Here is a 24,146-nt window from a genome sequence, read left to right as displayed (position 1 = left end):
CCCCCGGGGGGGGGGGGGGGTTCTCACCCCGGTCGCCCCGCGGGCGGGGCGCCCCCCCGTTGGGGGGCCCCCGCGCCCGGTGCCGGGTGCTCCGGTGGGGTCAGCCGGCGTGCTTGCGGCGGGCGGCGGCCCGACCGCGCAGCTGCTGGTCGAGGACCACCTTGCGGATGCGCACAGCGGTCGGAGTGACCTCGACGCACTCGTCCTCGCGGCAGAACTCCAGCGCCTGCTCCAGCGAGAGCTTGCGTGGCGGGATCAGCTTCTCGGTCTCGTCGGAGGTCGAGGCCCGCATGTTCGTGAGCTTCTTCTCCTTGGTGATGTTGACGTCCATGTCGTCGGAGCGCGAGTTCTCGCCGACGATCATGCCCTCGTACACCTCGGTGGTCGGCTCGACGAAGAGCTGACCGCGCTCCTGAAGGTTGATCATCGCGAAGGCGGTGACCGCGCCGGCCCGGTCGGCGACGAGCGAGCCGTTGTTACGGGTCCGCAGCTCACCGAACCACGGCTCGTAGGACTCGAAGACGTGGTGCAGGATGCCGGTGCCCCGGGTGTCGGTGAGGAACTCGGTGCGGAAGCCGATCAGGCCACGCGCCGGGACCAGCCACTCCATCCGGATCCAGCCGGTGCCGTGGTTGACCAGCTGCTCCATCCGGCCTTTGCGGGTGGCCAGCAGCTGGGTGATCGCGCCCAGGTACTCCTCGGGCGCGTCGATGGTCAGCCGCTCGACCGGCTCGCAGGTCTTGCCGTCGATGACGCGGGTGACCACCTGCGGCTTGCCGACGGTCAGCTCGTAGCTCTCCCGGCGCATCTGCTCGACGAGGATGGCAAGCGCCAGCTCGCCGCGGCCCTGCACCTCCCAGGCGTCCGGCCGCTCGGTGGGCAGCACCCGCAGCGACACGTTGCCGATCAGCTCTTTGTCGAGCCGGTCCTTAACCATCCGAGCGGTGACCTTGGAGCCCTTGACCCGGCCGACAAGCGGCGAGGTGTTGGTGCCGATTGTCATCGAGATGGCCGGCTCATCGACGGTGATCAGCGGCAGCGGAACCGGGTTGTCCACGTCGGCGAGGGTCTCACCGATCATGATCTCGGGGATGCCGGCCACAGCGATGATGTCGCCCGGCCCTGCGGTCTCGGCCGGCTTGCGCTCCAGACCCTCGGTCATCAGCATCTCGGAGATGCGGACCCGCTGGGTGCTGCCGTCGGTGCGGCACCAGGCCACCGTCTGACCCTTGCTGATCGTGCCCTGGCGGACCCGGCACAGCGCCAGACGGCCGAGGAACGGCGAGGCGTCGAGGTTGGTGACGTGGGCCTGCAACGATGCGCCGTCCTCGTACGCGGGCGGCGGGATCGTGTCCAGCAGGGTGCGGAACAGCGGCTCCAGGGAGTCACTGTCGTCGGGCACCGAACCGTCGGCGGGCTGGGTCAGCGAGGCGATGCCGTCGCGGGCGCACGCGTAGACGATCGGGAAGTCGATCTGCTCCTCGTCGGCGTCCAGGTCGAGGAAGAGCTCGTAGGTGTCGTCCACGACCTCCTTGATCCGGGCGTCGGGACGGTCCACCTTGTTGATCACCAGGATGATCGGCATCCGTGCCCGCAGGGCCTTGCGCAGCACGAACCGGGTCTGCGGCAGAGGACCCTCGCTGGCGTCGACGAGCAGCACCACGCCGTCGACCATGGTCAGGCCGCGCTCGACCTCGCCACCGAAGTCGGCGTGACCGGGGGTGTCGATGATGTTGATGGTGACCGGGTCGGAGCCATCGGCCGGCAGGTAGCGCACGCCGGTGTTCTTGGCCAGGATCGTGATGCCCTTCTCCCGTTCCAGGTCACCGGAGTCCATCACCCGCTCGGTCGTCTCGCCGCGTGCGCCGTACGCGCCGGCCTGCCGCAACATGGCGTCGACCAGGGTGGTCTTGCCGTGGTCGACGTGAGCGATGATGGCGACGTTGCGGAGGTCGGTGCGAAGCTGCATACCCTCTATCCTTCCGCCTGCGCTCGCGCAGGCTGCGTCGGGGTCACCCCCAGGTGCCCCTGATCTATGGTGAAACTGCTGTGCCGGTGGTTCCCCCGGCTGGCATGCTGGCTCCCGTGTCCCGGGGGCCTGAGTGCACGACCTGCTGACCGTGGTGCAGGGTCTGCCCACCCTGTGGATCTACCTGGTCGCCGCGCTCATCGTGGCGGGCGAAACCGCGGTGATCTTCGGCCTGCTGGTGCCGGGCGAGGCTACCCTGCTGCTCGTCGGCTTCCTCACCTACAACGGTACCTTGCGGCTCGGTCCGGCGTTGCTTGCGATGATCGCCGCCGCAGTGGCCGGTGACACGCTGGCGTTCCGCGCCGGTCGGCGGTACGGCCCGAAACTGCGCGCCGGGCTCGGCCACCGGGTAGGGCCCGAGCGGTGGCGCCGGGCCGACGCCATGCTCGCCCGGCTGGGCGGACGGGGCGTGTTCGCGGCCCGCTGGGTGGCCTTCGCCCGCACCCTGGTGCCCCGGCTGGCCGGCTCCGCAGGCATGTCGTACCGGCGGTTCGCCCCGTGGAACCTGGCAGGCGTCATCACCTGGGTGGGCGGCTCGGTGCTGCTCGGTCACCTCGCCGGTGAGTCGTACGACACGGTCTCCCGACTGCTCGGCCGGGCCACCGGTGCGGTGCTCCTGTTGCTGGCGGGGCTGCTGGGGGTGGTGCTCGCCGGCCGGTGGCTCGGCCGCAACCCCGACCCGGTACGCGCCCTGCTGTCCCGGGCCGGTGCGTTGCCGCCCGTGCGCTGGCTCAGCGCCCGCTACGGGATCCTGTTCTTCCTGCTGGCCATGCGGATCGGACCGGCCTGGACGCTGCTGCTCAACCTCGCCGCCGGTCTGGTGCTGCTCTTCGCCACCGGGTTCGCCATCGCCGGCCTGCTGGCCGTCGCCGTGAACAACAGCGGTCTGGCCGCGCTGGACGGGGCGATCGGGAACTGGTTCGCCGCTCGGCGTACGCCGGACGCGGCCGACGCCACGCTGGTCGTGGTGTCGGTGGTTCGCGGGTGGGTGTTGATCGTCCTGGTGGCGGTGGTGGCTGCGGTGCTCGCGTGGCGTAGCAGGCCCTGGCGGGCGGACCTGCTCAGCGTGGTCGGCTCGGTGGGCGCGTTCGTGCCGCTTGTGGTGCTGGCCGTGGTGGCCGAGTCGACAGGCCCGGACGGCAACGAGGCAGCCCGGTTCCCGACCCAGAACGCGGTGGTCGCGGCGAGCTTCTGCACCCTTGCCTGGCTGGTGTCGCGCAGTGCCCGCTGGCCGGTGGCCGTTGCCGCGTGGACGGCCGCCGCCGCGGGCGTGCTGGGCATCGGCGGCGCGCGGCTCTACCTCGGACTGGACACAACGAGCGGTACGGCGGCGGCGGTGCTGCTCGGTGTGCTGTGGACTGTGGTGTTCATGGTCGCCTGGGCCACCCGCGACCGGGCGGTACGGGAGCGGGACCAGCCGGTCGACGCGGCAGTGCCGCCGCAGGGGCCCCGGAGCCCGGCGGAACCTTGCTAACCTGCGTCGATGGTCACACGGGGGAGAAACGCGGTGCGTGGACGGATCACTCAGGTGGGTGCCGTGGCGCTCGTCGGGCTGCTGCTCGCCGGCACGACGGCCGGATGCGCTGACCGGGGGGAACGCCCGCCGGGCCAGGCCGCCCCCGCGTCGGTCACCGGGGAGCCGACCGACGGCACGACCGTCGAGCCGGTCGACGAGTCGAGCGCCGAGCCGAGCCCCAGCGGGGTGGCGGAGATGGGCGCGGCACCGAGCCGCAGCGCGTCGGCGTCGCCCACGCCGTCGAAGAAGCCGAGCCGGCCGGCGTCCACGGCGCCGAAACCACGCGCCGTGGCCAAGCCGCCCACCGAAACCAAGGTCCCGCCGGCGCCCCCGAAGCCCGCCCCCGCCTCCTGCAAGCCCTCGTACAAGGGCACCCAGGCCAGCCGGGCGGCGGCTAAGGCCGCGCTCACCGATGCCGCGGCCCGCACCTACTGGCCGACCTCCGCGCCGGACATCAAGATCCCGCTCGACCTGGTCAAGGCCACCGCCTGGCAGGAGAGCGGCTGGCAGTCGAACATCTACGCCTGCGACGGCGGCGTCGGGCTGATGCAGGTCATGCCGGGCACCGCGACCTGGATGAACCAGCGGTTCGAGCAGAGCTACGACATCGCCGACTACCGCGACAACGCGTACCTCGGCGCCAACTACCTGGCCTGGCTGACCAAGTACATCGGTGACATGTACTTCGAGTCGGACTTCCGTCTCGACGCCGACCTGTGCACCACCGAGCTGAATTCCTGCCTGCTCAACGCGGTGATCGCCGCGTACAACTACGGGCACGGGGCAGTGGCGCGGGAGGGCGAGCCGCTGACCATCCCCAACCCGTCCTACGTGCGCAACGTCCGGGCGTTGATGACCGAGTGCGTCTGCCTCACCTACTGAACGCGCCGACGGGGCGGGGCCGGGTGACGAACCCGACCCCGCCCCGTCGTGTGTGCGGTCAGTCCTGCGCGGTCGCCGGAGCCGCCGGGGCTTCGTCCCCTTCCTTGCGGGCGTCGATGCTTCCCGGCCACCAGAAGCGGTCGCCGAGCATGAACGCCAGCGCCGGCACCAGCACCGTGCGGACCAGCAGGGTGTCCAGGAGTACGCCGATGCAGACGATAATGCCGATCTGGGTCAGCGTGATCAGCGGCAGTACGCCGAGCACGGCGAACACCGCGGCGAGCAGCACGCCGGCGCTGGTGATGACGCCGCCGGTGACCCGCAGCGCGGAGAGCATCCCGGCGCGGGTGCCGGCAGTGCGGGCGTCCTCCCGGGCTCGGGTGACGAGGAAGATGTTGTAGTCCACGCCGAGCGCCACGAGGAACACGAAGGCGAGCAGCAGGACCCCGCTGTCCAGGGCGGGGAAGTCCAGCACGTGGTCGAAGAGCAGCCACGCCGCGCCGAGGCTGGCGAAGAACGACGCGATCACGGTGAGGACCAGCAGCACCGGTGCGAGCAGGCCCCGCAGCAGCAGCACGAGCACGGCGGCGACCAGCAGCAGGATGATCGGCAGGATCAGCTTCAGGTCGCGGCTGTTGGCCTCGTCGGAGTCGTACGTGGCGGCCACCGAGCCACCGACGATCGCCCCGGACGGCGCGTCCGCGCCCGGAGCGGCCGGCGGCGCGGAGTCGGGCACTGCGGCCACTGCCTCGCGCAGCGCCTCGACGGCCCGGTCGGAGGCGGCGGTGCCCGGTTCGGCCTCCAGCACCACGTCGACCTGGGCGACAGCGTCACCGGCGTCGCCGGGGCGGGCCGAGGCCACACCGGGCACGCCGGCGGCGACGTCGGTGACCGCCCGTACCGCCGCCGGGGTGGTGACCACGGCCACCGGCTGGGTGCTGCCGGCGGGGAAGGCCCGGGCCAGGGTCTGCGCGCCGGTCACCGCCTCGGGCTGGGCCCGGAACTGCTCGGTCTCCGACAGGCCGGTGCGGATTCCCAGCCCACCCAGCGCCAGGCCGCCGAGCAGCACGACGGCGAGCACCGCGACGACCGCCGGGCGGCGTTCCACTGCGCTGCCGAGCCGGCCCCAGATCTTGCCTTCACGGGCCGGGCCGCCGACCCGGGGGACGAACGGCCAGAAGAGGCCCCGGCCGAAGAGCACGAGCACGGCGGGGAGCACGAACAGGGCCGAGAGCATGGCGAGGATCACACCGGTGGCGCAGGCGACCGCCAGCGCCCTGTTGGTCTCCTGCTCGCTGAGCAGCAGGGTGAGTACGCCGAGCACCACTGTCGAGCCGCTGGCCAGGATCGGCTCGGCGGTACGCCGCAGTGCGGCACGCATCGCGGCGAACCTGTCCTCCTCGCGGCGCAACTCCTCCCGGTAGCGGGCGATGAGCAGCAGCGCGTAGTTGGTGGCGGCGCCGAAGACCAGCACGCTGGCGATGCCGGTGACCTGGCCGGACTGGAGGTTGATGCCGACGGCCGGGACGATCGTGTCGACCGCCCGCAGGGTGATCTGCTCGGTGGCGGCGACCACCACGAGCGGCACGATCCACAGGAACGGGCTGCGGTACGTGATCAGCAGCAGCACCGCGACCACTGCCGCTGTCACCGCGAGCAGTGTGATGTCGGCGCCGTCGAAGACCGAGGACAGGTCGGCGGTGAACGCGGGGGAGCCGGTGACCTCGGCTTTCAGCCCGTCCGGCAGGCCGGAGAGCGTGGCGCGCAGGTCGTCGACCTTCGCGGTGACCGCCTCCTGACCACCGTCGGTGGTGACGGGCACGGCGAGCAGCGCGACGGTGCCGTCCGGGGAGATCTGCGGCGGGCTGACCTGTCCGCCCACGGCGAAGCGGGCCAGGTCGTCGGATCGGGCGGTGAGGGCGGCCCGGTCGGCCTCGCTCAGCGCGCCGCCGTCGTCCCGGCTCACCACCACGATGGCGGGCTGGACCTCGCTGGAGGGCAGTTGCTCCTGTAGGCGCTCCACCTGGGTCGACTGCCACTGCACCGAGAGGCCGGTCGCCGAGACCGGTTTGGGGTTGTCCGGCTGGGGCACGGCGAAGACGACCACGCCGACGACGACGGCGACGGCCACGGTGATCCAGGCGGCCAACCGCCCGCGGGCGACCCTGGTGAACACAGACATCAGTGACCTCTAGGTCTTTCGAAAGACGAGTATCTTGATTCGCGAGATTATCTAGGGCTACTCTAAGCTGCAACTCGGGAAACGAGATGGGGGAAGCGGCGCGACGTGGCAACTCACGGCATGTACCGGCGGCGGGACACACCCCGAGAGCGGCTCGTTGCCGAGATCACCACCGACCTCCGGCGGTACGCGGTGGACGCCCAGCAGGTAGGCCACGCCTTCGCCAACCTGCACGGCCTGAACCCCACCGACCTCAACGCCCTGATCGCGGTCATGGACGCCGAACTGCGCGGTGACCCGATCACCCCCGGCCGCCTCGGCGAACATCTCAACCTCTCCTCCGGCTCCATCACCGCCCTGATCGACCGGCTGGAACGGGCCGGGCACATCCGCCGCGACCGGGACACCGCCGACCGGCGCAAGGTGCTGCTGCACTACGCCGACCAGGGCGCCGCGCTGGCCATGGAGTTCTTCCGCCCCCTGGGCGCCCGCACCGACACCGTGATGGACCGGTTCACCGACGACGAGTTGCAGGTCGTGCACCGGTTCATGGTGGAGATGAGCGAATCGGTGCGGGCACACCGCGACATGTTCCGCGCCGCCCGACCCGAGCAGTCCCGCCGCCCGACGGGCTGACCGGTGCCGGGCCGGCTCGTCGCACGTCTCGCCGCCGCCGCGCTGCGGCTGCCCGTGACCCGCCCCGGCCCGGTGCGCGTCACCCGCGACATCCCCGTCCGGGTCCGCGACGGCGTGGTGCTGCGCACCGACCACTACGCGCCTGCCGACGAGAACGCGCCAACAGTGCTGATCCGCACCCCGTACGGGCGGGGTGGACCGTTGCGGCTGCTCGGCCGGCTGATCGCCGCGCGCGGCCAGCACGCGGTGATCCAGTCCTGCCGGGGCACGGGTGGCTCGGGCGGGACGTTCGCGCCGCTTGTGCACGAGCGCGACGACGGGGTGGACACCCTCGACTGGCTGCGCCGCCAGCAGTGGTGGTCGGGAGCGCTCGGCATGTTCGGCGTCAGCTACCAGGGCTTCGCCCAGTGGGCGCTTGCCGACGACGCGGGCGACGACCTGCGCGCGATGGTCGCCGTGGTGACCGCCTCGGCCACCAGGGACTCGACGTACGCGGGGGAGTCCTTCGCCCTGGACACAGTGCTGACCTGGGCGGAGCTGCTGCACGCGCAGACAGTGCTGTGGCTGGCCCGGCAGTGGGAGCTCAAGCGCGGGCAGCCCCGACTGGCCGCCGCGCTGGAGCACCTGCCCCTGGCCGGCGCGGACCGGGTCGCCACCGGCGCCACCATCGGGTTCTTCCAGGAGTGGCTGCGCCACCACACGCCGGACGCCGCGTACTGGCGGACCCGGGTGTTCACCGACCGGGTGGCCCGGGTGCGGGCGCCGGTGCTCATGGTCACCGGCTGGCACGACATCTTCCTGCCCGCCCAACTCGACGACCACGCCACCCTGCGCGCCGCAGGCGCCCGGCCGCGCCTGGTGATCGGCCCGTGGACGCACGGCAGCCCCGGCCTGTTCGTGGCCGCGATACGGGAGGGGCTGACCTGGCTCGACGAGCACCTGCGTACACCGCCGGGCGGCCCGTCGCGCCGCGTCGGAGAGGCGCCGGTCCGGCTGTACGTGAGCGGCGCCGACGGCGGCTGGCGGGACCTGCCGGACTGGCCGCCACCGGCCGTCGACGCGGCATGGCACCTGCACCCGCACGGTGAGCTGGCCGTACGCCCACCTGTCCCGTCGCCGCCGGACGAGTTCCGCTACGACCCGGCCGATCCCACCCCGTCACTCGGTGGGCCGCTGCTGGTCGCGCAGCGGGCCGGCCCGGTGGACAACAGGCGCGTCGAGGCCCGGACCGACGTGTTGACCTACACCAGCGCCCCGCTGGCCCGGCCGGTCGAGGTGATCGGCCCGGTGCGCGCCGAGATCCACGTCCGCTGTGAGCTGCCGTACCTGGATGTCTTCGTTCGACTGTGTGATGTGGACCGTCGGGGGCGGTCCTGGAACGTGTGCGACGGGTTGGTGCGGGTCGCGCCAGGGCGGTTCCCGGCGGATCCGTCCGGCGCGGTGCGGGTTCCGGTGCCCCTCTGGCCGACCGCGTACCGGTTCGCGGCCGGCCACCGGTTGCGCGTGCAGGTCTCCGGTGGCGCGCACCCGAGATGGGCGCGTAACCCGGGCACCGGTGAACCCCTCGGCACGGCGGTTACGCTGCGTGCCGGCCAGAGGCAGATCTTGCATGACCCCGAGCACGCCTCGGCGGTGCTGTTGCCCATCGTCCACACTGGTGCGCCTGCGTCACGAATCTGACTGTAACCCCTGTGAGCTGGGCGTTTGTCCAAAGTGCGAGCTAGGTTTGGCCCAACGCCCGGCGCCGTGCACCAGCAGGCCGGGCGCGCCCGAAGCCCCGCACCGTGTACGCGGTGTGACGTCGTGCCCGGCCCCCGTTCACTGAAAGGGGGACCCCATGACCCGGGCCCCGGCTAACCTGTTGGCCGTTCGAAGCCTGCTCCTCACCCATCTGGACGTCGACCCGAAGACCTCCCGCGCCGCTGACCTGGAGCCGGCCGAGGTCGGGATCGTCGGTGACTCGGCCCATCGCGGCGGCTACCACTGCGGATCGGACCGGGTGGTCACGAACGACTACTCGGTGGTGGAGTCGTCCCGGGACCGGACCGGCCTGACCCTCGACGCGGCGGCGCTTGACGTCGGCGGCTTCGAGGTCCGCTCCGGCGGCCGTACGCACACACTGGCCAGCTTCTCGGCCTGGTGTGTGGGGCAGTGTGCCGCGAACGCGGCAGACACCCGGGACATCCGCGAAATCATCTACAGCCCCGACGGAAAGACCGTGAAGCGGTGGGACCGGCTCGGCAAGCGCACCACGGGGGACGACTCGCATCGCTGGCACACCCACTTCAGCTTCTTCCGTGACGCGATCAAGGCGGGTCGCGACCAGCGGCCCCTGTTCCGCCGCTACCTCAGCTCCATCGGACTCCTGGAGGACGACATGACCCCCGAAGAGCACAACTGGCTGGCCACCATCCACAAGAACCTCACGGTCCTCGACGGCCGCAACCCGATCGGGCAGGTCTACCTGCGGCTGGCGGAGGGGCGGGACGACACCGGCGCTCCGGTGACCGGCCACCCGAACCTCAAGAGCCTCGGCGTGCAGTTGACCGCGCTGCAGACCGCGCTCAGCTCGTTGTCGGGGCGTGACTTCGCCGACGAGCCGGCGATCGTCAGGGGGGTGCTGGCCGGGCTGACGCCGGAGAAGATCGCCGCGGCCATCCCGCCCACGATGGCCAAGCAGGTCGTCGACGAGTTGGCACGGCGCCTCGCCGCCTGAGGCTGGCACCTCTTCACGAGATCCGCAACGACCATTGAGCAAGAAGTCTTGCGCAATGGTCGTTGCGGATGTGATGCTGGCCGCATGCAGAGCCCCGACGTACGCCACGTCACCGACTCGCGGGTGCTGGCCGCCATGTCCCACCCGCTGCGCCGCCGACTGATGGACGTGCTCAAGGTGCACGGGCCGTCCACCGTCGGCATGCTCGCCGACCGCACCGACCAGGCGCCCGCGAACGTCAGCCATCACCTCAAGGTGCTCGCCGCCGCCGATCTCGTCACCGAGGCCCCCGAGCTGGCACGGGACCGCCGCGAGCGGTGGTGGCAACTGGTCACACGGGGGGTGCGCTGGTCCAACACCGACTTCGACGCCGACCCGGCAGCCCGGGCGGTCGCCGACGCCGCCACCTCGCTCAACCTGGACCGGCACGTCGCCCTGGCCCGGGCGTGGCACGCCGCCGACGAGTCCGCGCAGGCCGCCTGGGCCGACGCGCCGTTCTCCACTGACCGCTGGCTGCACCTCACGCCTGACGAGCTGGCCGCGTTGAGCCGCGAGATGATCGAGCTGCTGGCGCGCTGGGGCGACCGTGACATCCCCGACGACGGGGTCGAACGGCAGCCGGTGTTCGTGTTCGCCTACGGCGTGCCGGCCCGGCCGTGACCACCGCCACCCGCACCGATCGCGAGCCGCCCGGCGGGCTGCTGCGGCACCGGGACTTCCGGCTGCTCTGGGCCGGCCAGGCGGTCAGCAGCATCGGCAGCAACGTCACCACTGTCGCCCTGCCGCTGGTCGCCGTGGCAGTGCTCGACGCCGGCACCTTCCAGGTGGCGGTGCTCACCGCCGCCGCCTGGGCGCCCTGGCTGTTGATCGGGCTGCCGGCCGGCGCGTGGGTGGACCGACTGTCACGTCGACCGGTGCTTGTTGCCTGCGACGTGTTCTGCGCACTGGCGTTTCTCAGCGTGCCGCTGGCCGCCGTGGCCGACCTGCTCACGATCGGGCACCTGCTGCTCGTGGCGGCCACCGCGGGCACCGCCCGGGTGTTCTTCGAGACCGCCCACCAGGTCTACCTGCCGGTGTTGCTGCGCCCCGACCAACTGCCCGAGGGCAACGCGAAGCTGCACGGCACCCAGACCGTGAGCAACGTCGCCGGTCCCGGTCTCGCCGGCCTGATCGCCCAGGTCGTCGGTGCCGTCGCCGCGCTGCTGCTGGACGCGCTCACGTTCCTGCTCTCCGCAGCCTTCCTGCTGCGCATCCGCACCGTCGAGACGCGCCCGGACAGGCCGAAGGCATCCCCGTCGCTGTGGCGGGACGTCGCCGAAGGGTTGCGCTTCGTCGCCCGCGACCCGTACCTGCGGGTGCTGACGGTCTTCGGCGCGGCCAGCAACATCGGGCTGACCGGCTACCAGGCGGTCCTCGTGGTGTTCCTGGTACGCGACCTGCGGCTCGCGCCGGGCGTGGTGGGCCTGCTGGTCGCCGTGATGAGCGCCGGCGGAATCATCGGTGCGTTGCTGGCCACCATGGTGGGTCGGCGCTTCGGCACCGCGCGGGCCCTGCTGATCGGGGCGGTGCTCACCGGCCCGCCCGCGCTGCTCATCCCGCTCGCCGGGCCCGGCCCCGGGTTGGCCTGGCCAGCCCTCGGCGGCCTGCTGATCGGGCTCGGTGTGACAATCGGCAACGTTGTCAAGGGCAGCTTCCGGCAGACGTACACGCCGCACCACCTGCTCGGCCGCGTGACGGCGAGCATGCACCTGCTCAACTACGGCGCGATCCCGCTGGCGGCCGTGCTTGCAGGCGCCCTCGGGGCTCGGTACGGCGCCGGGACAGCAATCAGCGCGATGACCGCCTGGTTGGCGCTCACCCCGCTGATCCTGCTGATCGGGCCAATCCGGAGGCGGCGGGACCTGCCCGCCGCCCCGGCGTCTTGAGTGCGCTGCGACGGCGGCCGGAGACCGGCCACCGTCACCGGCACGGAGCTACATCGGGCGGACGTTGTCCGCCTGCGGGCCCTTCTGCCCCTGGGTCACCTCGAACTCGACCTTCTGGCCCTCGTTGAGCTCCCGGTAGCCGCTCGAAGCGATGGCGGAGTAGTGGACGAACACGTCCGGCCCTCCACCGTCCTGCTCGATGAAGCCGAAGCCCTTTTCCGAGTTGAACCACTTAACCGTGCCGGTTGCCATGCATCTCTCCCTGTTCAAAGCGGCTGACCACCGACCTGTGGCCGATGGTCGCCCGTACCTGTTCGACAGTAACGGGCGAAACCCGGTTCTGCCGGCCGAAGTGCCGTAGGTGTTTCGGTGAACTCGGGTGAACTCTGCGCGGCGGCATGTGAAACCCGCCCCCGCCATCCTCCACTGGGGCATGCTTGCGCCGATGAAAGGTGCCGCAGCCGCCGCGCTGTCCGAGCTGGAGCGCGAGATCGACGCGCCCGGCGACGGCCTGGACCGGCTCCGGTTGATGCCCACTCCGTTCGTCCCCGAGGTGCGCCTGCACCTGGCCGAGGACGCCATCGTGTGGTGGGCCCGGATGGAGGCAGCGGTCGGTCACGCACTGCCCCCGCCCTACTGGGCCTCCGCCTGGGCCGGTGGCCAGGCCCTGGCCCGGCACCTGCTGGACCATCCCGAACTCGCCGCCGGCCGCAGGGTCCTCGACCTGGCCGCCGGCTCGGGGCTGGTGGCAATCGCCGCCGCGCTCGCCGGCGCGGTCCGGGTCGTCGCCAACGACATCGACCCGTACGCCGTGGCGGCCGTCACGATCAACGCCCGAGCCAACCGGGTCGACGTCGACGCCAGCGGCGACGACCTGCTCGACGACGCCGACACCGAGGCGGACCTGGTGGTCGCCGGGGACGCCTTCTACAGCCGCGCCATGACGGCCCGGGTGCTGCCGTTCCTGCAACGGGCCGCCGCCGCCGGCGCCGACGTGCTCGTCGGCGACCCCGGCCGGGGGCACCTGCCGGCGGACGGGTTGACGGTGCTTGCCGACTACCCGGTGCCCACCACCGAACCGTCGGTGGACTCGTCGCTGCGCCACGTACAGGTGCTGCGCCCCACCTGAGGCCGCCTCAGGGGTGACCCCTAGGCCGATACCAGGGCGCCGTGGGGGCTGCGACCGGATGTCCATCGTGGTCTGGCGGCCATAGCGTACGCAGCATGACGCAATGGCTGGCTGAGGTCGGGGAACTGCCCATCGGCGTGCTGATGGGTGCCCTCGGGCTGGTCATGGTCTTCGACGCCGTACCGCTGCTGGGCGTCGTCGTCCCCGGTGACGTGGCGATCCTGGCAGCCGTCGGGGTGGGCCGACCGGCCACCGGGCTGGCCACCTTCGCGGCAGTCCTGACCGGCTGCCTGGCCGGCTGGTCGCTGAGCTTCCTCGCCGGCCGCCGGTACGCCGGACACCTGCGCCGCAGCCGGGTCGGCACCTGGATCGGCGAGTCACGCTGGAGCGCGGCGGAGGGCATCCTGCACCGCGGCGGCGGCGCGATGTTGATGGTCGCGCCGTTCCTGCCGGTGTTCAACGCGCTGCTGCCCCTGGCCGCGGGCGGGCTGCGGATGTCGTACCGGCGGTTCCTCGGCTGCGCGACCGTCGGCGGGGCGGCCTGGGCCGGGCTCTACCTGGCGCTTGGCACCGCCTCCCGGTCGCTGGCCGGGCTGCTGCCGGGGTCGCCCAGCCCGCTGCTTGTCACAATGGCGGTCGGGCTGGTGCTGGCCGCCGTCGTGCTGCTGGGCGCACGGCGGCGGCTGCGCGTGGTCTGAGTCGTCCCGCCGGCCCGTCCGGGGTCACCAGCCCCGGGCGCGCCACTGTGGCAGGGCCGGACGCTCCGCCGCGAGGGTGCTGTCGTTGCCGTGGCCCGGGTAGAACCACGTCTCGTCGGGGAGCCTGTCGAACAGCTTGTGCTCGACGTCGTCGATCAGCGCGGCGAAACGCTCCGGGTCCTTGTCCGTGTTACCAACGCCACCTGGGAAAAGACTGTCGCCAGTCCAAAGGTGCGGTGTGCCGTTCGGGTCGCGGTAGAGCAGCGCGATCGAACCCGGCGTGTGCCCCTTGATGTGGATGACCTCCAGCGCGCAGTCACCCACAGCGACGGTGTCGCCGTCGGCGAGATGGTCGGCCTCGATCGGCAGCCCGGCGGCGTCGTTGGCGTGCACCAGAGCCCGCGCACCGGTCTTGGCCACTACCTCCTCCAGCGCCACCCAGTGGTCCATGTGTTGGTGGGTGGTCACCACGGTGGTCAGCCCGCCGTCGCCGATCAGCTCCAGCAACCGCGGCGCCTCGTTGGCGGCGTCGATGAGCACCTGGTCGCCGGTGCGGGTGCACCGCAGCAGGTAGGCGTTGTTGTCCATCGGGCCCACCGACAGCTTGCTGATGGTGAGTCCGTCGAGCTCTCGTACCGCTGGCGCGCCGCCCGAGGTGACGTCTCCGGTGTAGGTCATGAGGTGTCTATATCCATTCCGGTGGAGTTGGCAGTGGGCCGTCCGGTGCGACGGTGAGTGTGTGGCCGAAGTCCCGGCCGGTCAGCCAGGCGGCCAGGTCGGAGGCCGGCCCGCTTACTGTCGGCGCGCCGGCCCGGTCCCCGATGACGAGATCGTGCTGGCTGCCGTCGAAGCGCAGCACCATCGACGGCGGGGTCGGCCCGTCGGCGTGATGGCTGGCCGCCTCGCGCAGCAGCCGGTGGGCGAACGCCTCCGACCAGTCTGCGGGTCGGTAGTCGGCGGCCAGGTCGAGGTGGTGCACCTCGATTTCGCGCAGGCGGCCCCAGACGAGCAGGGCAGCCGGCCACGGGCCCCGACGCGCGCGTACCGTCGCACCCCACGCCGCCGCCGGCATCGCGTCGACCGCCTCGGCGAACCGGTCCGCGCTGCGCCGCAGGTCGTCCAGGTGCTCGGCGGGCGGGCGGTCGGCCCCGGCCTCGATGTCCGCCGTACGGGCGGCCAGCGAGGCGTACATCGGCAGCGGCTCCCCGGTGCGGGCCGCCGTGAGCAGGTTGACGAAGCCGTCCGCGTTGCGGGCCAGATGTGCCAGCACATGGCCGCGCGACCAGCCCGGCAGCAGGGACGCCGCCGCCAGGTCGGTGGCATCGAACGAGGCGGCGGTACGCATCAGCCGTGTGGTGGCCGCGTCCACCTCGCCCATCAGCAGCAGCGGATCCGTGGTCACGCGTCGACCCTAGCGGTCCGTCGGCGCGCCGTCGCCGGGGAAATCGCTTTCGGCGCGTCGGCCAGCGCCCTACCGTCGGCGCCATACGCGGCACCGGACGTCGAACGGAGGTGGTGTTCATGCCGGACGTGGCACGCGTGTTCCGCCATCACCAGCTTCGACACCGATGAGGATGACATGACGATCGATCTGACCGCCCTCGGCTGGGACGCCGACCGGGCGGAGTGCGCCGCACGACGTGGCGAGCACCACCCGGGCCGGGTCGCCCGGGTGGACCGGGGGGTCTGCACGGTGCTCACCGCCGCCGGCCCGGTCCGGGCCAGCCTCGGCCCGGCGGTGCTCACCGCCGCCGCCCAGGATCCCTCCGCGCTGCCCTGCGCGGGCGACTGGGTGCTGCTCACGCACTGGCCGGACCGCCGGATCACGGTGGCCGCCGTGCTGCCCCGGCGGGCCGCGCTGATCCGCCGTACCGCCGGCAAGGACGCCAGCGGCCAGGTGCTGGCCGCGAACCTCGACGCCGCCGCGGTGGTCGAGCCTGTACACCCGGAGCCGGACGTCGGCCGCATCGAGCGGCTGCTCTCGCTGGCCCACGAGTCCGGCGCGCGACCGCTCGTGGTGCTGACGAAGGTCGACCTCGCGGGCGACCCCGGCGCACTGGCCCGCCAGATCGCCACTGTGGCGCCCGGGGTGCCGGTGCTTCCGGTAAGCGCCGAGCGCGGCGTCGGGCTGGAACCGCTGCGCGCCGAGGTGGCGCCCGGCCGCACGCTGGGCCTGCTCGGCCCGTCCGGTGCCGGCAAGTCGAGCCTGGTCAACGCCCTCGCGGGGACCGTGATGATGCCGACACAGGCGATCCGGCGGGTCGACGGCAAGGGCCGGCACACCACTACCTGGCGGGCCCTGGTGCCGATCCCGGGCGGCGGGGCGGTGATCGACACGCCCGGCGTGCGGGCGGTCGGCCTGCTCGACGGCGTGGCCGGGCTGGACCGGGCGTTCGCCGACATCGCCGGGCTGGCGCAGGGCTGCCGGTACGCCGACTGCGGGCACGACGGTGAGCCGGCGTGCGCGGTCCGGGACGCGCTGCGTACCGGGGAACTGTCCACGCGGCGGTGGGAGAGCTGGCGGCGGTTGCAGGGGGAGGTGGCCCACGAGAGCCGTCGCCGGGAGTCGCGGCTGGCCGCCGAACGGCGCGGCGGTTGGCGCGCGGCCCGGCGCAGGGCCGTCCGCCCGCCGTCGCCCGGCGGCTACTGACGGGTGGCCGGCGCCGTCGCGGGTCGGCGCGGGATGGTGGCCGACGTGGCTGTGGGTCGATGCGGCCGACCGCGCTGAGCTGGGGGAATGTGCGGGCGAGGGAAACTGTCGTACCTCGGGGCTAGAGTTGCCGAGGCGCGTTTTCCGCGCCCGCACGACCGCTCGGAATCATCGCAGAGCGGGACAGAACCCTCCGCTTCACCTTCATCCGGGAGTACACGCACTGTGGCCGACCGACTCATCATCCGTGGCGCGCGCGAGCACAACCTGCGTGACGTCAGTCTCGACCTGCCCCGGGACGCACTCATCGTGTTCACCGGGTTGTCCGGGTCGGGCAAGTCGAGCCTGGCCTTTGACACGATCTTCGCCGAGGGCCAGCGGCGCTACGTGGAGTCGCTGTCGTCGTACGCCCGGCAGTTCCTCGGCCAGATGGACAAGCCCGACGTCGACTTCATCGAAGGGCTGAGCCCCGCCGTCTCGATCGACCAGAAGTCGACGTCGCGCAACCCGCGCTCGACCGTCGGCACCATCACCGAGGTCTACGACTACCTGCGTCTTCTCTACGCCCGCATCGGCGAGCCGCACTGCCCGGTCTGCGGCGAGCGGATCTCCCGGCAGAGCCCACAGCAGATCGTCGACCGGGTCCTCGCCATGGCCGAGGGCACCAAGTTCATGGTGCTCGCCCCGGTGGTACGCGGCCGTAAGGGCGAGTACGTCGACCTCTTCGCCGAGCTCCAGGCCAAGGGCTACGCCCGGGCCCGGGTCGACGGCGTGGTGCACCCGCTGACCGAGCCGCCGAAGCTCAAGAAGCAGGAGAAGCACACCATCGAGGTGGTGATCGACAGGCTCACCGTCAAGCCGAGCGCCAAGCAGCGGCTGACCGACTCGGTCGAGGCCGCCCTGGGCCTGTCCAGCGGCCTGGTGCTGCTCGACTTCGTCGACCTGCCCGAGGACGACCCGGAGCGGGAGCGCCGCTACTCCGAGCACCTGGCCTGCCCCAACGACCACCCGCTGGCCATCGAGGATCTCGAGCCTCGGGTCTTCTCCTTCAACGCGCCCTACGGCGCCTGCCCGGAGTGCACGGGCCTGGGCACCAAGAAGGAGGTCGACCCGGAGCTGCTGGTGCCCGACCCGGAGCGCAGCCTGCGCGAGGGCGCGATCCAGCCCTGGTCCACGGGGCACAACCTGGAATACTTCCTGCGCCTGCTGGAGGCGCTCGGCGAGGCCCAGCACTTCGACGTCGACACGCCCTGGCGGGCGTTGCCGGCCCGCGCGCAGAAGACGATCCTGCACGGCTCCGACGACCAGGTGCACGTGCGCTACCGCAACAAGTACGGCCGCGAGCGCTCCTACTACACCGGCTTCGAGGGTGTGGTGCAGTGGATCGAGCGCCGGCACTCCGACACCGAGTCCGAGTGGTCCCGCGACAAGTACGAGGGCTACATGCGCGACGTGCCGTGTGCGGCCTGCGGCGGCGCGCGGCTCAAGCCCGAGGTGCTGGCGGTCACACTTGCCGGCAAGAGCATCGCCGAGGTCTGCAACCTGTCCGTGGGGGAGTGCGCCGACCTGCTCGCGGGCATCGAACTGACCGACCGGCAGAAGATGATCGCCGAGCGGGTCCTCAAGGAGATCAACGCCCGGCTGCGGTTCCTGCTCGACGTCGGCCTTGACTACCTCTCCCTGGACCGGCCGGCGGGCACCCTGTCCGGCGGCGAGGCGCAGCGCATCCGGCTGGCCACCCAGATCGGCTCCGGCCTCGTGGGTGTGCTCTACGTGCTGGACGAGCCGTCGATCGGGCTGCACCAGCGCGACAACCACAGGCTGATCGAGACCCTGATCCGGCTGCGCGGGCTGGGCAACACGCTGATCGTGGTGGAGCACGACGAGGACACGATCCGCACCGCCGACTGGATCGTCGACATCGGCCCGGGTGCCGGCGAGCACGGCGGCAAGATCGTGCACAGCGGCTCGGTTCCGGCGCTGCTGAAGAACAAGGAGTCGATCACCGGGGCGTACCTGTCCGGGAAGCGGTCGATCCCGACGCCGAAGTCGCGCCGCCCGCAGGACGCGGCCCGTGAGCTGGTGGTGCACGGCGCGCGGGAGCACAACCTGCGCAACCTGACTGTGGGCTTCCCGCTGGGTCAGTTGATCGCTGTCACCGGGGTCAGCGGTTCGGGCAAGTCGACGCTTGTCAACGACATCCTCTACGCGGTCCTGGCCAACCAGATCAACGGCGCCCGGCTGGTGCCCGGCCGGCACACCCGGGTCTCCGGTCTGGAGCACGTGGACAAGGTCGTCGGCGTGGACCAGTCGCCGATCGGCCGCACGCCGCGCTCCAACCCGGCCACCTACACCGGGGTCTGGGACCACGTCCGCAAGCTCTTCGCCGAGACCACCGAGGCCAAGGTGCGGGGGTACGGGCCGGGCCGGTTCTCGTTCAACGTCAAGGGTGGCCGCTGCGAGGCGTGCTCCGGCGACGGCACCATCAAGATCGAGATGAACTTCCTTCCCGACGTGTACGTCCCCTGCGAGGTCTGCAAGGGCGCCCGGTACAACCGGGAGACCCTCGAGGTGCACTACAAGGGCAAGACCGTCTCGGACGTGTTGGAGATGCCGATCGAGGAGGCCGCCGAGTTCTTCTCCGCGATCCCGGCCATCCACCGGCACCTCAAGACGCTTGTCGACGTCGGTCTGGGCTACGTACGCCTCGGTCAGCCCGCGCCGACTCTCTCCGGCGGTGAGGCGCAGCGGGTCAAGCTGGCCTCCGAGCTGCAGAAGCGCTCCACCGGGCGGACGGTCTACGTGCTCGACGAGCCGACCACCGGCCTGCACTTCGAGGACATCCGCAAGCTGCTGATGGTGCTCGAAGGGCTCGTCGACAAGGGCAACACGGTGATCACCATCGAGCACAACCTCGACGTGATCAAGACGGCCGACTGGCTGATCGACATGGGCCCCGAGGGCGGGCACCGGGGCGGCACAGTGCTCGCCACCGGCACCCCGGAGGAGGTCGCCGAGGTGCCTGAGAGTCACACCGGTCAGTTCCTGCGCGGCGTGCTCAAGCTCGACGGCGAGGCCAAGGGCGCGGCGGCGGCCACCACCCGCGCCGCCAAGGCCAACGGCACCACCAAGGCGCGGGCCAGCCGTAAGGTGACGGCCGCCGCGCGCTGAGCGCACCTGGCGGGGGCGGGTTCCGGCGCTGGCTCACGCACGCCGATCGTGGCGTGCCGTGAGCCGGCCCGGTCCGCCCCCGTTCCATTCCCGAGTCGGCCGTTGCGGCGATGAACCATCCGGCACAGTTGCCCGTGTGGAGAAGTGTGGCCGGCTCTTCGGCCGGCCGGCGGGCTACAGAGAGGCGAGGCATGAGTGACGATCAGGCGCTGACCGGTCCAGGTACGCAGACCCGACGGGCTCTGCTCACCGGCGTCGGGGCGGCCGGCGCAGCCGTCGTCCTGGCTGCCTGCGGCAGCGACGACACCGGCGACGGCGCCACCCCCGCCCCCACCAGCGGCGGCCCGGCAGTGCCGAGCACCGGCGACGCCGGCGGCGGCAACCGGCAGGACGCCCAGTCGCTGGCCACCACCGCCGACATCCCGGTCGGTGGCGGCAAGATCCTCGCCGCCGAGGGCGTGGTGATCACCCAGCCGACCGCGGGGCAGTTCAAGGGCTTCAGCCCGATCTGTACGCACCAGAACTGCCCGGTGTCGAACATCGACGGCGGCACCATCAACTGCACCTGCCACGGCAGCAGGTTCTCGATCGAGGACGGCTCGGTGAAGGCCGGCCCGGCCACCAAGCCGCTGCCGCCCAAGAACATCAAGGTCACCGGGGACCAGATCTCGCTGGCCTGATCGCCGGGCTTCGCCCCGTTGGCGCGTACCCCATGGGGTTGGGTTTGATCGACTCGCGGCCTGGGGCGTCGGGGTGTCCGGTGACCTGCGGACATCCCGACGCACCCGGACACGAGTGGATCTAGTGCCGGCGGTGGGTGTCGGTGGTGCGGACTAGGCTTGTCGGCGTGGCTGACCCCTCGACCTACCGTCCCGCACCCGGCACCATCCCGGAGTCGCCGGGGGTCTACCGATTCCGCGACGGCACCGGCCGAGTGATCTACGTCGGCAAGGCGAGGAACCTGCGCAGTCGGCTCAATTCCTACTTCGGCGACATCTGGAACCTGCACGAGCGCACCCGGCAGATGGTCACCACCGCCGAATCGGTGGACTGGATCACCGTCGGCACCGAGGTCGAGGCGCTCCAGCAGGAGTTCACCGAGATCAAGCAGTACGACCCCCGCTTCAACGTCCGCTACCGCGACGACAAGTCGTACCCCTACCTGGCCGTGACCCTCGACGAGGAGTACCCCCGGCTACAGGTGATGCGCGGCGCCAAGCGCAAGGGCGTGCGCTACTTCGGTCCGTACTCGCACGCCTGGGCCATCCGCGAGACCCTCGATCTGCTGCTGCGTGTGTTCCCCGCCCGGACTTGCTCCGCGGGGGTGTTCAAGCGCGCCGGTCAGGTCGGCCGCCCCTGCCTGCTCGGCTACATCGGCAAGTGCTCGGCGCCCTGCGTCGGCAGCGTCTCCGCCGACGAGCACCGAGCGATAGTCGACGGTTTCTGCGACTTCATGGCCGGGCGCACCGACACCATGGTCCGCAAGATCGAACGTGAGATGACCGAGGCGAGCGAGAAGCTTGAGTTCGAGCGGGCCGCCCGCCTGCGCGACGACGTGGCAGCGCTGCGCCGGGCCATGGAGAAGCAGACAGTGGTGTTGGGCGACGGCACCGACGCCGACGTTGTCGCGTTCGCCGACGACCCCCTTGAGGCTGCCGTGCAGGTCTTCCACGTTCGCGACGGCCGCGTCCGTGGCCAGCGCGGCTGGGTCGTGGAGAAGACCGAGGACCTGACCACCGGCGACCTCGTCCACCACTTCTGCACCCAGGTGTACGGCGGCGAGCAGGGCGAAACCGACGTACCTCGCGAGTTGCTGGTGCCCGAGCTGCCAGCGGACGCCGAGGCGCTTGCCGAATGGCTCAGCAGCCACCGGGGCAGCCGTGTGTCGCTGCGGGTGCCGCAGCGCGGCGACAAGCGGGCACTGATGGAGACGGTGGAGCGCAACGCCAAGGACGCGCTGGCCCGGCACAAGCTCAAGCGGGCCGGCGACCTCACCACCCGGGGCAAGGCACTGGACGAGATCAGCGAGGCGCTCGACATGCGCACCTCGCCGCTGCGCATCGAGTGCTTCGACATCTCGCAGATCCAGGGCACCGACGTCGTCGCCAGCATGGTGGTCTTCGAAGACGGGTTGCCCCGCAAGAGCGAATACCGACGGTTCATCGTCCGCGGCGCGACCGACGACCTCTCCGCGATGTCCGAGGTGCTGCGCCGCCGCTTCGCCCGGTACCTCGACGCGCGGGCCGAGACCGGAGAGGTGGGCGTGGAGTCCGCTGACGACCCCACTGCCCCCGACGGCGAGGCCGATCCGCAGGTCGGCGCCCTTGTCGACCCGACCACCGGCCGCCCCCGGAAATTCGCGTACCCGCCACAACTGGTGGTCGTCGACGGCGGTGCGCCGCAGGTCGCGGCCGCCGCGCAGGCGCTTGCCGACCTGGGCATCGACGATGTCGCACTGTGCGGCCTCGCCAAGCGGCTGGAGGAGGTCTGGCTCCCCGACGACGAGTTCCCCGTCATCCTGCCGCGCACCTCGGAGGGGCTCTACCTGCTGCAACGGGTCCGAGACGAGGCGCACCGCTTCGCCATCACGTTCCACCGTCAGCGTCGCTCGAAGCGGATGACCGAGTCGGCGCTGGACAATGTTCCCGGCCTCGGAGACGTACGCCGCAAGGCGCTGCTGCGGCACTTCGGTTCCCTTAAGCGGCTGTCCACCGCGAGCGTCGACGAGATCACCGAGGTGCCCGGGGTCGGCCGACGTACCGCCGAGGCGATCCTGGCAGCCCTCGACACGGGCAAGGGGGCCGCCAACGGCGCTGCTCGGGCAGACGACGCTGCCTCGACAAACGGCGCTGCTCCGGCAGACGGTGCTGCTCCGGCAGACGGTGCTGCCTCGACAAACGGCGCTGCTCGGGCAGACGGCGCTGCTCGGGCAGACGGCGCTGCTCGGGCAGACGGCGCCGTTCCGACAAACGGCGATGCTGCTCGGGCAGGAGGCGCTGCCTCGACAGACGGTGCTGCTCCGGTGCCCGGAGGCGGGGCGGCGTCTGGTGTGGGGTGGCCCCTGCGGTGAGGTGACGCCTAGCGACGGGTGGCTCTCCTGGGGTGGCTTCTGCTGGCCAAGTGACGCCTGGCGGCGGTGGGCCTCCCGTTGTGAGCGTGCGGGTAGCGACGGACCTGCAAGACGCCCCCGTGCGCGCATCCGTGCCTGACAGTAGTCCGGGCGGATACCTCGCAAGGGGTGCATATCGGGCACTGGCGCAGGTGGTCGACTCGCTTTCCTGGAAATCGCGGTGTCCCGGGCCGTCGGATGCCCCGATTTCCAGGAAGCCGAGTCGATCGTGGCCGGGCTTCGCCGCGGTATCGGCGTGCGGTGGCCGTTTTGTCCGGGTTGGGTTGGGGATTGGCGCTTGATCTGTGGCGGGTTGGGTCGCGTGGTTCGGATTGGGGTCGTTTGGGGGTCGGCGTCCCGTGGTCGGCGGCACTGTGGCGGCGGAATGTTGGGTCGGGCCAGGCTGTTGTACAGGGGGTAACCGCGACAGGTCGCGGCCCCCGGCCGACGGCCCCTGGCATCCGGGAACACCCACTCGGCCGCCACGGTTGCATCCCCTGGACCCACCCGAGCAGCGCCTCCTCGAGGCCGTCGGACAAGGTCTGCCGGAGCGCGGTGGAATGACTCGCCGGCCCGGACGGTTACATCCCCCTGAACCACCGAGCAGCCCTAGCGGCCGCTGCCCGGCGGGTAGCCGGTGGGAATGATCCGCCGGCCGCCCCGGTTACATCTGGACCACCCCCGTGCAGGCCCCCGTCGTGTGGGTCGCCGGGTGAGATCCCCTCGAACTTCTTCCCCCCCTTGTCTCGTGCGTGCACCGTCTCCCTATTGGTGTGTCGCCGGGATGTCCCCCGAATTGCAGAGGAGCACGCCATCATGCGTACCGATCTGATTCGTAAGACCGCTCTGACCGCTGCCGGCCTGGCCTTCACCGGAGGCGCTATCGCCGGCCCCATCACCACCGCCTACGCCGCCGACGCCAAGCCGGCCAGCCAGACGAAGACGCAGGGTAAGGGTGAGCGTCACCTCGACGTGCGCTACGAGGCCCAGCCGAACTTCTACTACTGCGGCCCCGCCGCGGCCCGCAACGCCCTGTCCGTGCAGGGCAAGGACATCAGCGTCGACGCCATGGCCAAGGAAATGGGCACCACCGAAGCCGGCACCGACAGCATCAACGACATCACCCCGGTTCTGAACAAGGAAACCGGTAAGAACGACGCCTACCGCTCGGTGGAGATCAGCACCCCCGCCGCCGACGACAAGCAGACCGACAAGCTCCGCCACGACATCGTCAAGACCGTCGACGACGGCCGCGCCGTGGTCGCCAACATCGCCGGCACCACCACCGACACCAACGGCAACACCCACTCCTTCGAAGGCGGGCACTACATCAGCGTCGTCGGCTACCGCGACAACGGCACCACCGTCACCATCGCCGACTCCGCCAACCCCAACACCGCCTCCTACGACATCACCATCGACCACCTCGCCGACTGGATCGCCACCCGCGGCTACGCCACCAGCTGACACCACAACGCACGCACGACCGAAGGGCCGGACCCC

Annotated in this window: 17 protein-coding genes and 2 pseudogenes; 14 read left to right on the top strand and 5 right to left on the bottom strand. The window is 71.5% G+C overall.

What is annotated here, in order from left to right:
* Positions 1–100 precede the first annotated feature (100 nt).
* The gene (typA, locus tag ACLQ23_RS18075) at positions 101–1,969 is read right to left on the bottom strand and encodes a translational GTPase TypA (protein WP_355594312.1); all 1,869 of its coding nucleotides are present in this window, start codon (positions 1,967–1,969) and stop codon (positions 101–103) included.
* A 133-nt stretch (positions 1,970–2,102) separates the two neighbouring features.
* Between typA and ACLQ23_RS18070 the strand changes: the two genes are divergently transcribed.
* Complete coding sequence (locus ACLQ23_RS18070) at positions 2,103–3,503, top strand: DedA family protein (RefSeq protein ID WP_425735531.1); 1,401 nt, start codon at positions 2,103–2,105, stop codon at positions 3,501–3,503.
* A 9-nt stretch (positions 3,504–3,512) separates the two neighbouring features.
* Positions 3,513–4,427, top strand: coding sequence for a lytic transglycosylase domain-containing protein (locus ACLQ23_RS18065; protein WP_425880861.1), 915 nt, complete (start codon positions 3,513–3,515; stop codon positions 4,425–4,427).
* Positions 4,428–4,485: 58 nt separating this feature from the next.
* On the opposite strand, the gene ACLQ23_RS18060 is transcribed toward ACLQ23_RS18065, so the two are convergent.
* Positions 4,486–6,609, bottom strand: a complete 2,124-nt coding sequence (locus ACLQ23_RS18060) for an MMPL family transporter (protein ID WP_355594318.1) — start codon at positions 6,607–6,609, stop codon at positions 4,486–4,488.
* Between the two features lie 120 nt (positions 6,610–6,729).
* On the opposite strand from ACLQ23_RS18060, the gene ACLQ23_RS18055 reads away from it, so the two are divergent.
* The 5 genes from ACLQ23_RS18055 to ACLQ23_RS18035 all read left to right on the top strand — a co-directional run bounded on the left by ACLQ23_RS18055 (position 6,730) and on the right by ACLQ23_RS18035 (position 11,886).
* Positions 6,730–7,245, top strand: coding sequence for a MarR family winged helix-turn-helix transcriptional regulator (locus tag ACLQ23_RS18055; protein WP_355594532.1), 516 nt, complete (start codon positions 6,730–6,732; stop codon positions 7,243–7,245).
* A gap of 3 nt (positions 7,246–7,248) precedes the next feature.
* Positions 7,249–8,925 (top strand): CocE/NonD family hydrolase, encoded by a 1,677-nt coding sequence (locus tag ACLQ23_RS18050; RefSeq protein WP_425880860.1) that lies wholly within the window; start codon positions 7,249–7,251, stop codon positions 8,923–8,925.
* A gap of 157 nt (positions 8,926–9,082) precedes the next feature.
* Positions 9,083–9,961 carry a hypothetical protein gene (locus tag ACLQ23_RS18045; protein WP_355594322.1) on the top strand — a complete coding sequence of 293 codons (879 nt, stop codon included), beginning with the start codon at positions 9,083–9,085 and terminating at the stop codon, positions 9,959–9,961.
* A gap of 84 nt (positions 9,962–10,045) precedes the next feature.
* Positions 10,046–10,621, top strand: coding sequence for an ArsR/SmtB family transcription factor (locus tag ACLQ23_RS18040; RefSeq protein ID WP_355594324.1), 576 nt, complete (start codon positions 10,046–10,048; stop codon positions 10,619–10,621).
* On the top strand, positions 10,618–11,886 hold the full coding sequence (locus tag ACLQ23_RS18035) for an MFS transporter (protein WP_355594326.1): 1,269 nt from the start codon (positions 10,618–10,620) through the stop codon (positions 11,884–11,886). The genes ACLQ23_RS18040 and ACLQ23_RS18035 overlap by 4 nt, the downstream gene beginning before the upstream one ends.
* Before the next feature lie 48 nt (positions 11,887–11,934).
* On the opposite strand, the gene ACLQ23_RS18030 is transcribed toward ACLQ23_RS18035, so the two are convergent.
* Complete coding sequence (locus ACLQ23_RS18030) at positions 11,935–12,138, bottom strand: cold-shock protein (protein WP_007462771.1); 204 nt, start codon at positions 12,136–12,138, stop codon at positions 11,935–11,937.
* Between the two features lie 193 nt (positions 12,139–12,331).
* Here ACLQ23_RS18030 and ACLQ23_RS18025 point away from each other — a divergent pair, with 193 nt between their 5' ends.
* Both ACLQ23_RS18025 and ACLQ23_RS18020 read left to right on the top strand, forming a co-directional pair.
* Positions 12,332–13,015 carry a class I SAM-dependent methyltransferase gene (locus ACLQ23_RS18025; protein WP_425735533.1) on the top strand — a complete coding sequence of 228 codons (684 nt, stop codon included), beginning with the start codon at positions 12,332–12,334 and terminating at the stop codon, positions 13,013–13,015.
* 95 nt (positions 13,016–13,110) lie between these two features.
* A pseudogene (locus tag ACLQ23_RS18020) lies at positions 13,111–13,775 on the top strand (DedA family protein); the annotation flags it as partial.
* Here ACLQ23_RS18020 and ACLQ23_RS18015 read toward each other — a convergent pair.
* On the bottom strand, positions 13,738–14,391 hold the full coding sequence (locus ACLQ23_RS18015; protein WP_355594332.1) for an MBL fold metallo-hydrolase: 654 nt from the start codon (positions 14,389–14,391) through the stop codon (positions 13,738–13,740). The pseudogene ACLQ23_RS18020 and the gene ACLQ23_RS18015 overlap by 38 nt on opposite strands.
* Before the next feature lie 7 nt (positions 14,392–14,398).
* Positions 14,399–15,115 (bottom strand): maleylpyruvate isomerase family mycothiol-dependent enzyme, encoded by a 717-nt coding sequence (locus ACLQ23_RS18010; protein ID WP_355594334.1) that lies wholly within the window; start codon positions 15,113–15,115, stop codon positions 14,399–14,401.
* Between the two features lie 177 nt (positions 15,116–15,292).
* Here ACLQ23_RS18010 and rsgA point away from each other — a divergent pair, with 177 nt between their 5' ends.
* The 5 genes and pseudogenes from rsgA to ACLQ23_RS17985 all read left to right on the top strand — a co-directional run bounded on the left by rsgA (position 15,293) and on the right by ACLQ23_RS17985 (position 24,110).
* Positions 15,293–16,363, top strand: coding sequence for a ribosome small subunit-dependent GTPase A (gene rsgA / locus ACLQ23_RS18005; RefSeq protein ID WP_425880859.1), 1,071 nt, complete (start codon positions 15,293–15,295; stop codon positions 16,361–16,363).
* Positions 16,364–16,588: 225 nt separating this feature from the next.
* Entirely contained in the window at positions 16,589–19,534 is a 2,946-nt protein-coding gene (gene uvrA, locus ACLQ23_RS18000) for an excinuclease ABC subunit UvrA (RefSeq protein ID WP_355594338.1), read from the top strand.
* Positions 19,535–19,725: 191 nt separating this feature from the next.
* A complete protein-coding gene (locus ACLQ23_RS17995) occupies positions 19,726–20,214 on the top strand; it encodes a Rieske (2Fe-2S) protein (RefSeq protein WP_053658296.1) in 489 nt (162 codons plus the stop codon).
* A gap of 167 nt (positions 20,215–20,381) precedes the next feature.
* Positions 20,382–22,319 (top strand): annotated as a pseudogene (gene uvrC, locus ACLQ23_RS17990) (excinuclease ABC subunit UvrC); the annotation flags it as partial.
* 1,140 nt (positions 22,320–23,459) lie between these two features.
* On the top strand, positions 23,460–24,110 hold the full coding sequence (locus ACLQ23_RS17985) for a C39 family peptidase (RefSeq protein WP_425880858.1): 651 nt from the start codon (positions 23,460–23,462) through the stop codon (positions 24,108–24,110).
* Positions 24,111–24,146 lie beyond the last annotated feature (36 nt).

It is taken from the genome of Micromonospora sp. DT41 (assembly GCF_049841715.1).
In the GTDB taxonomy this organism is placed as follows: domain Bacteria; phylum Actinomycetota; class Actinomycetes; order Mycobacteriales; family Micromonosporaceae; genus Micromonospora; species Micromonospora profundi.
This window is presented reverse-complemented; position numbering and strand designations above follow the sequence as displayed.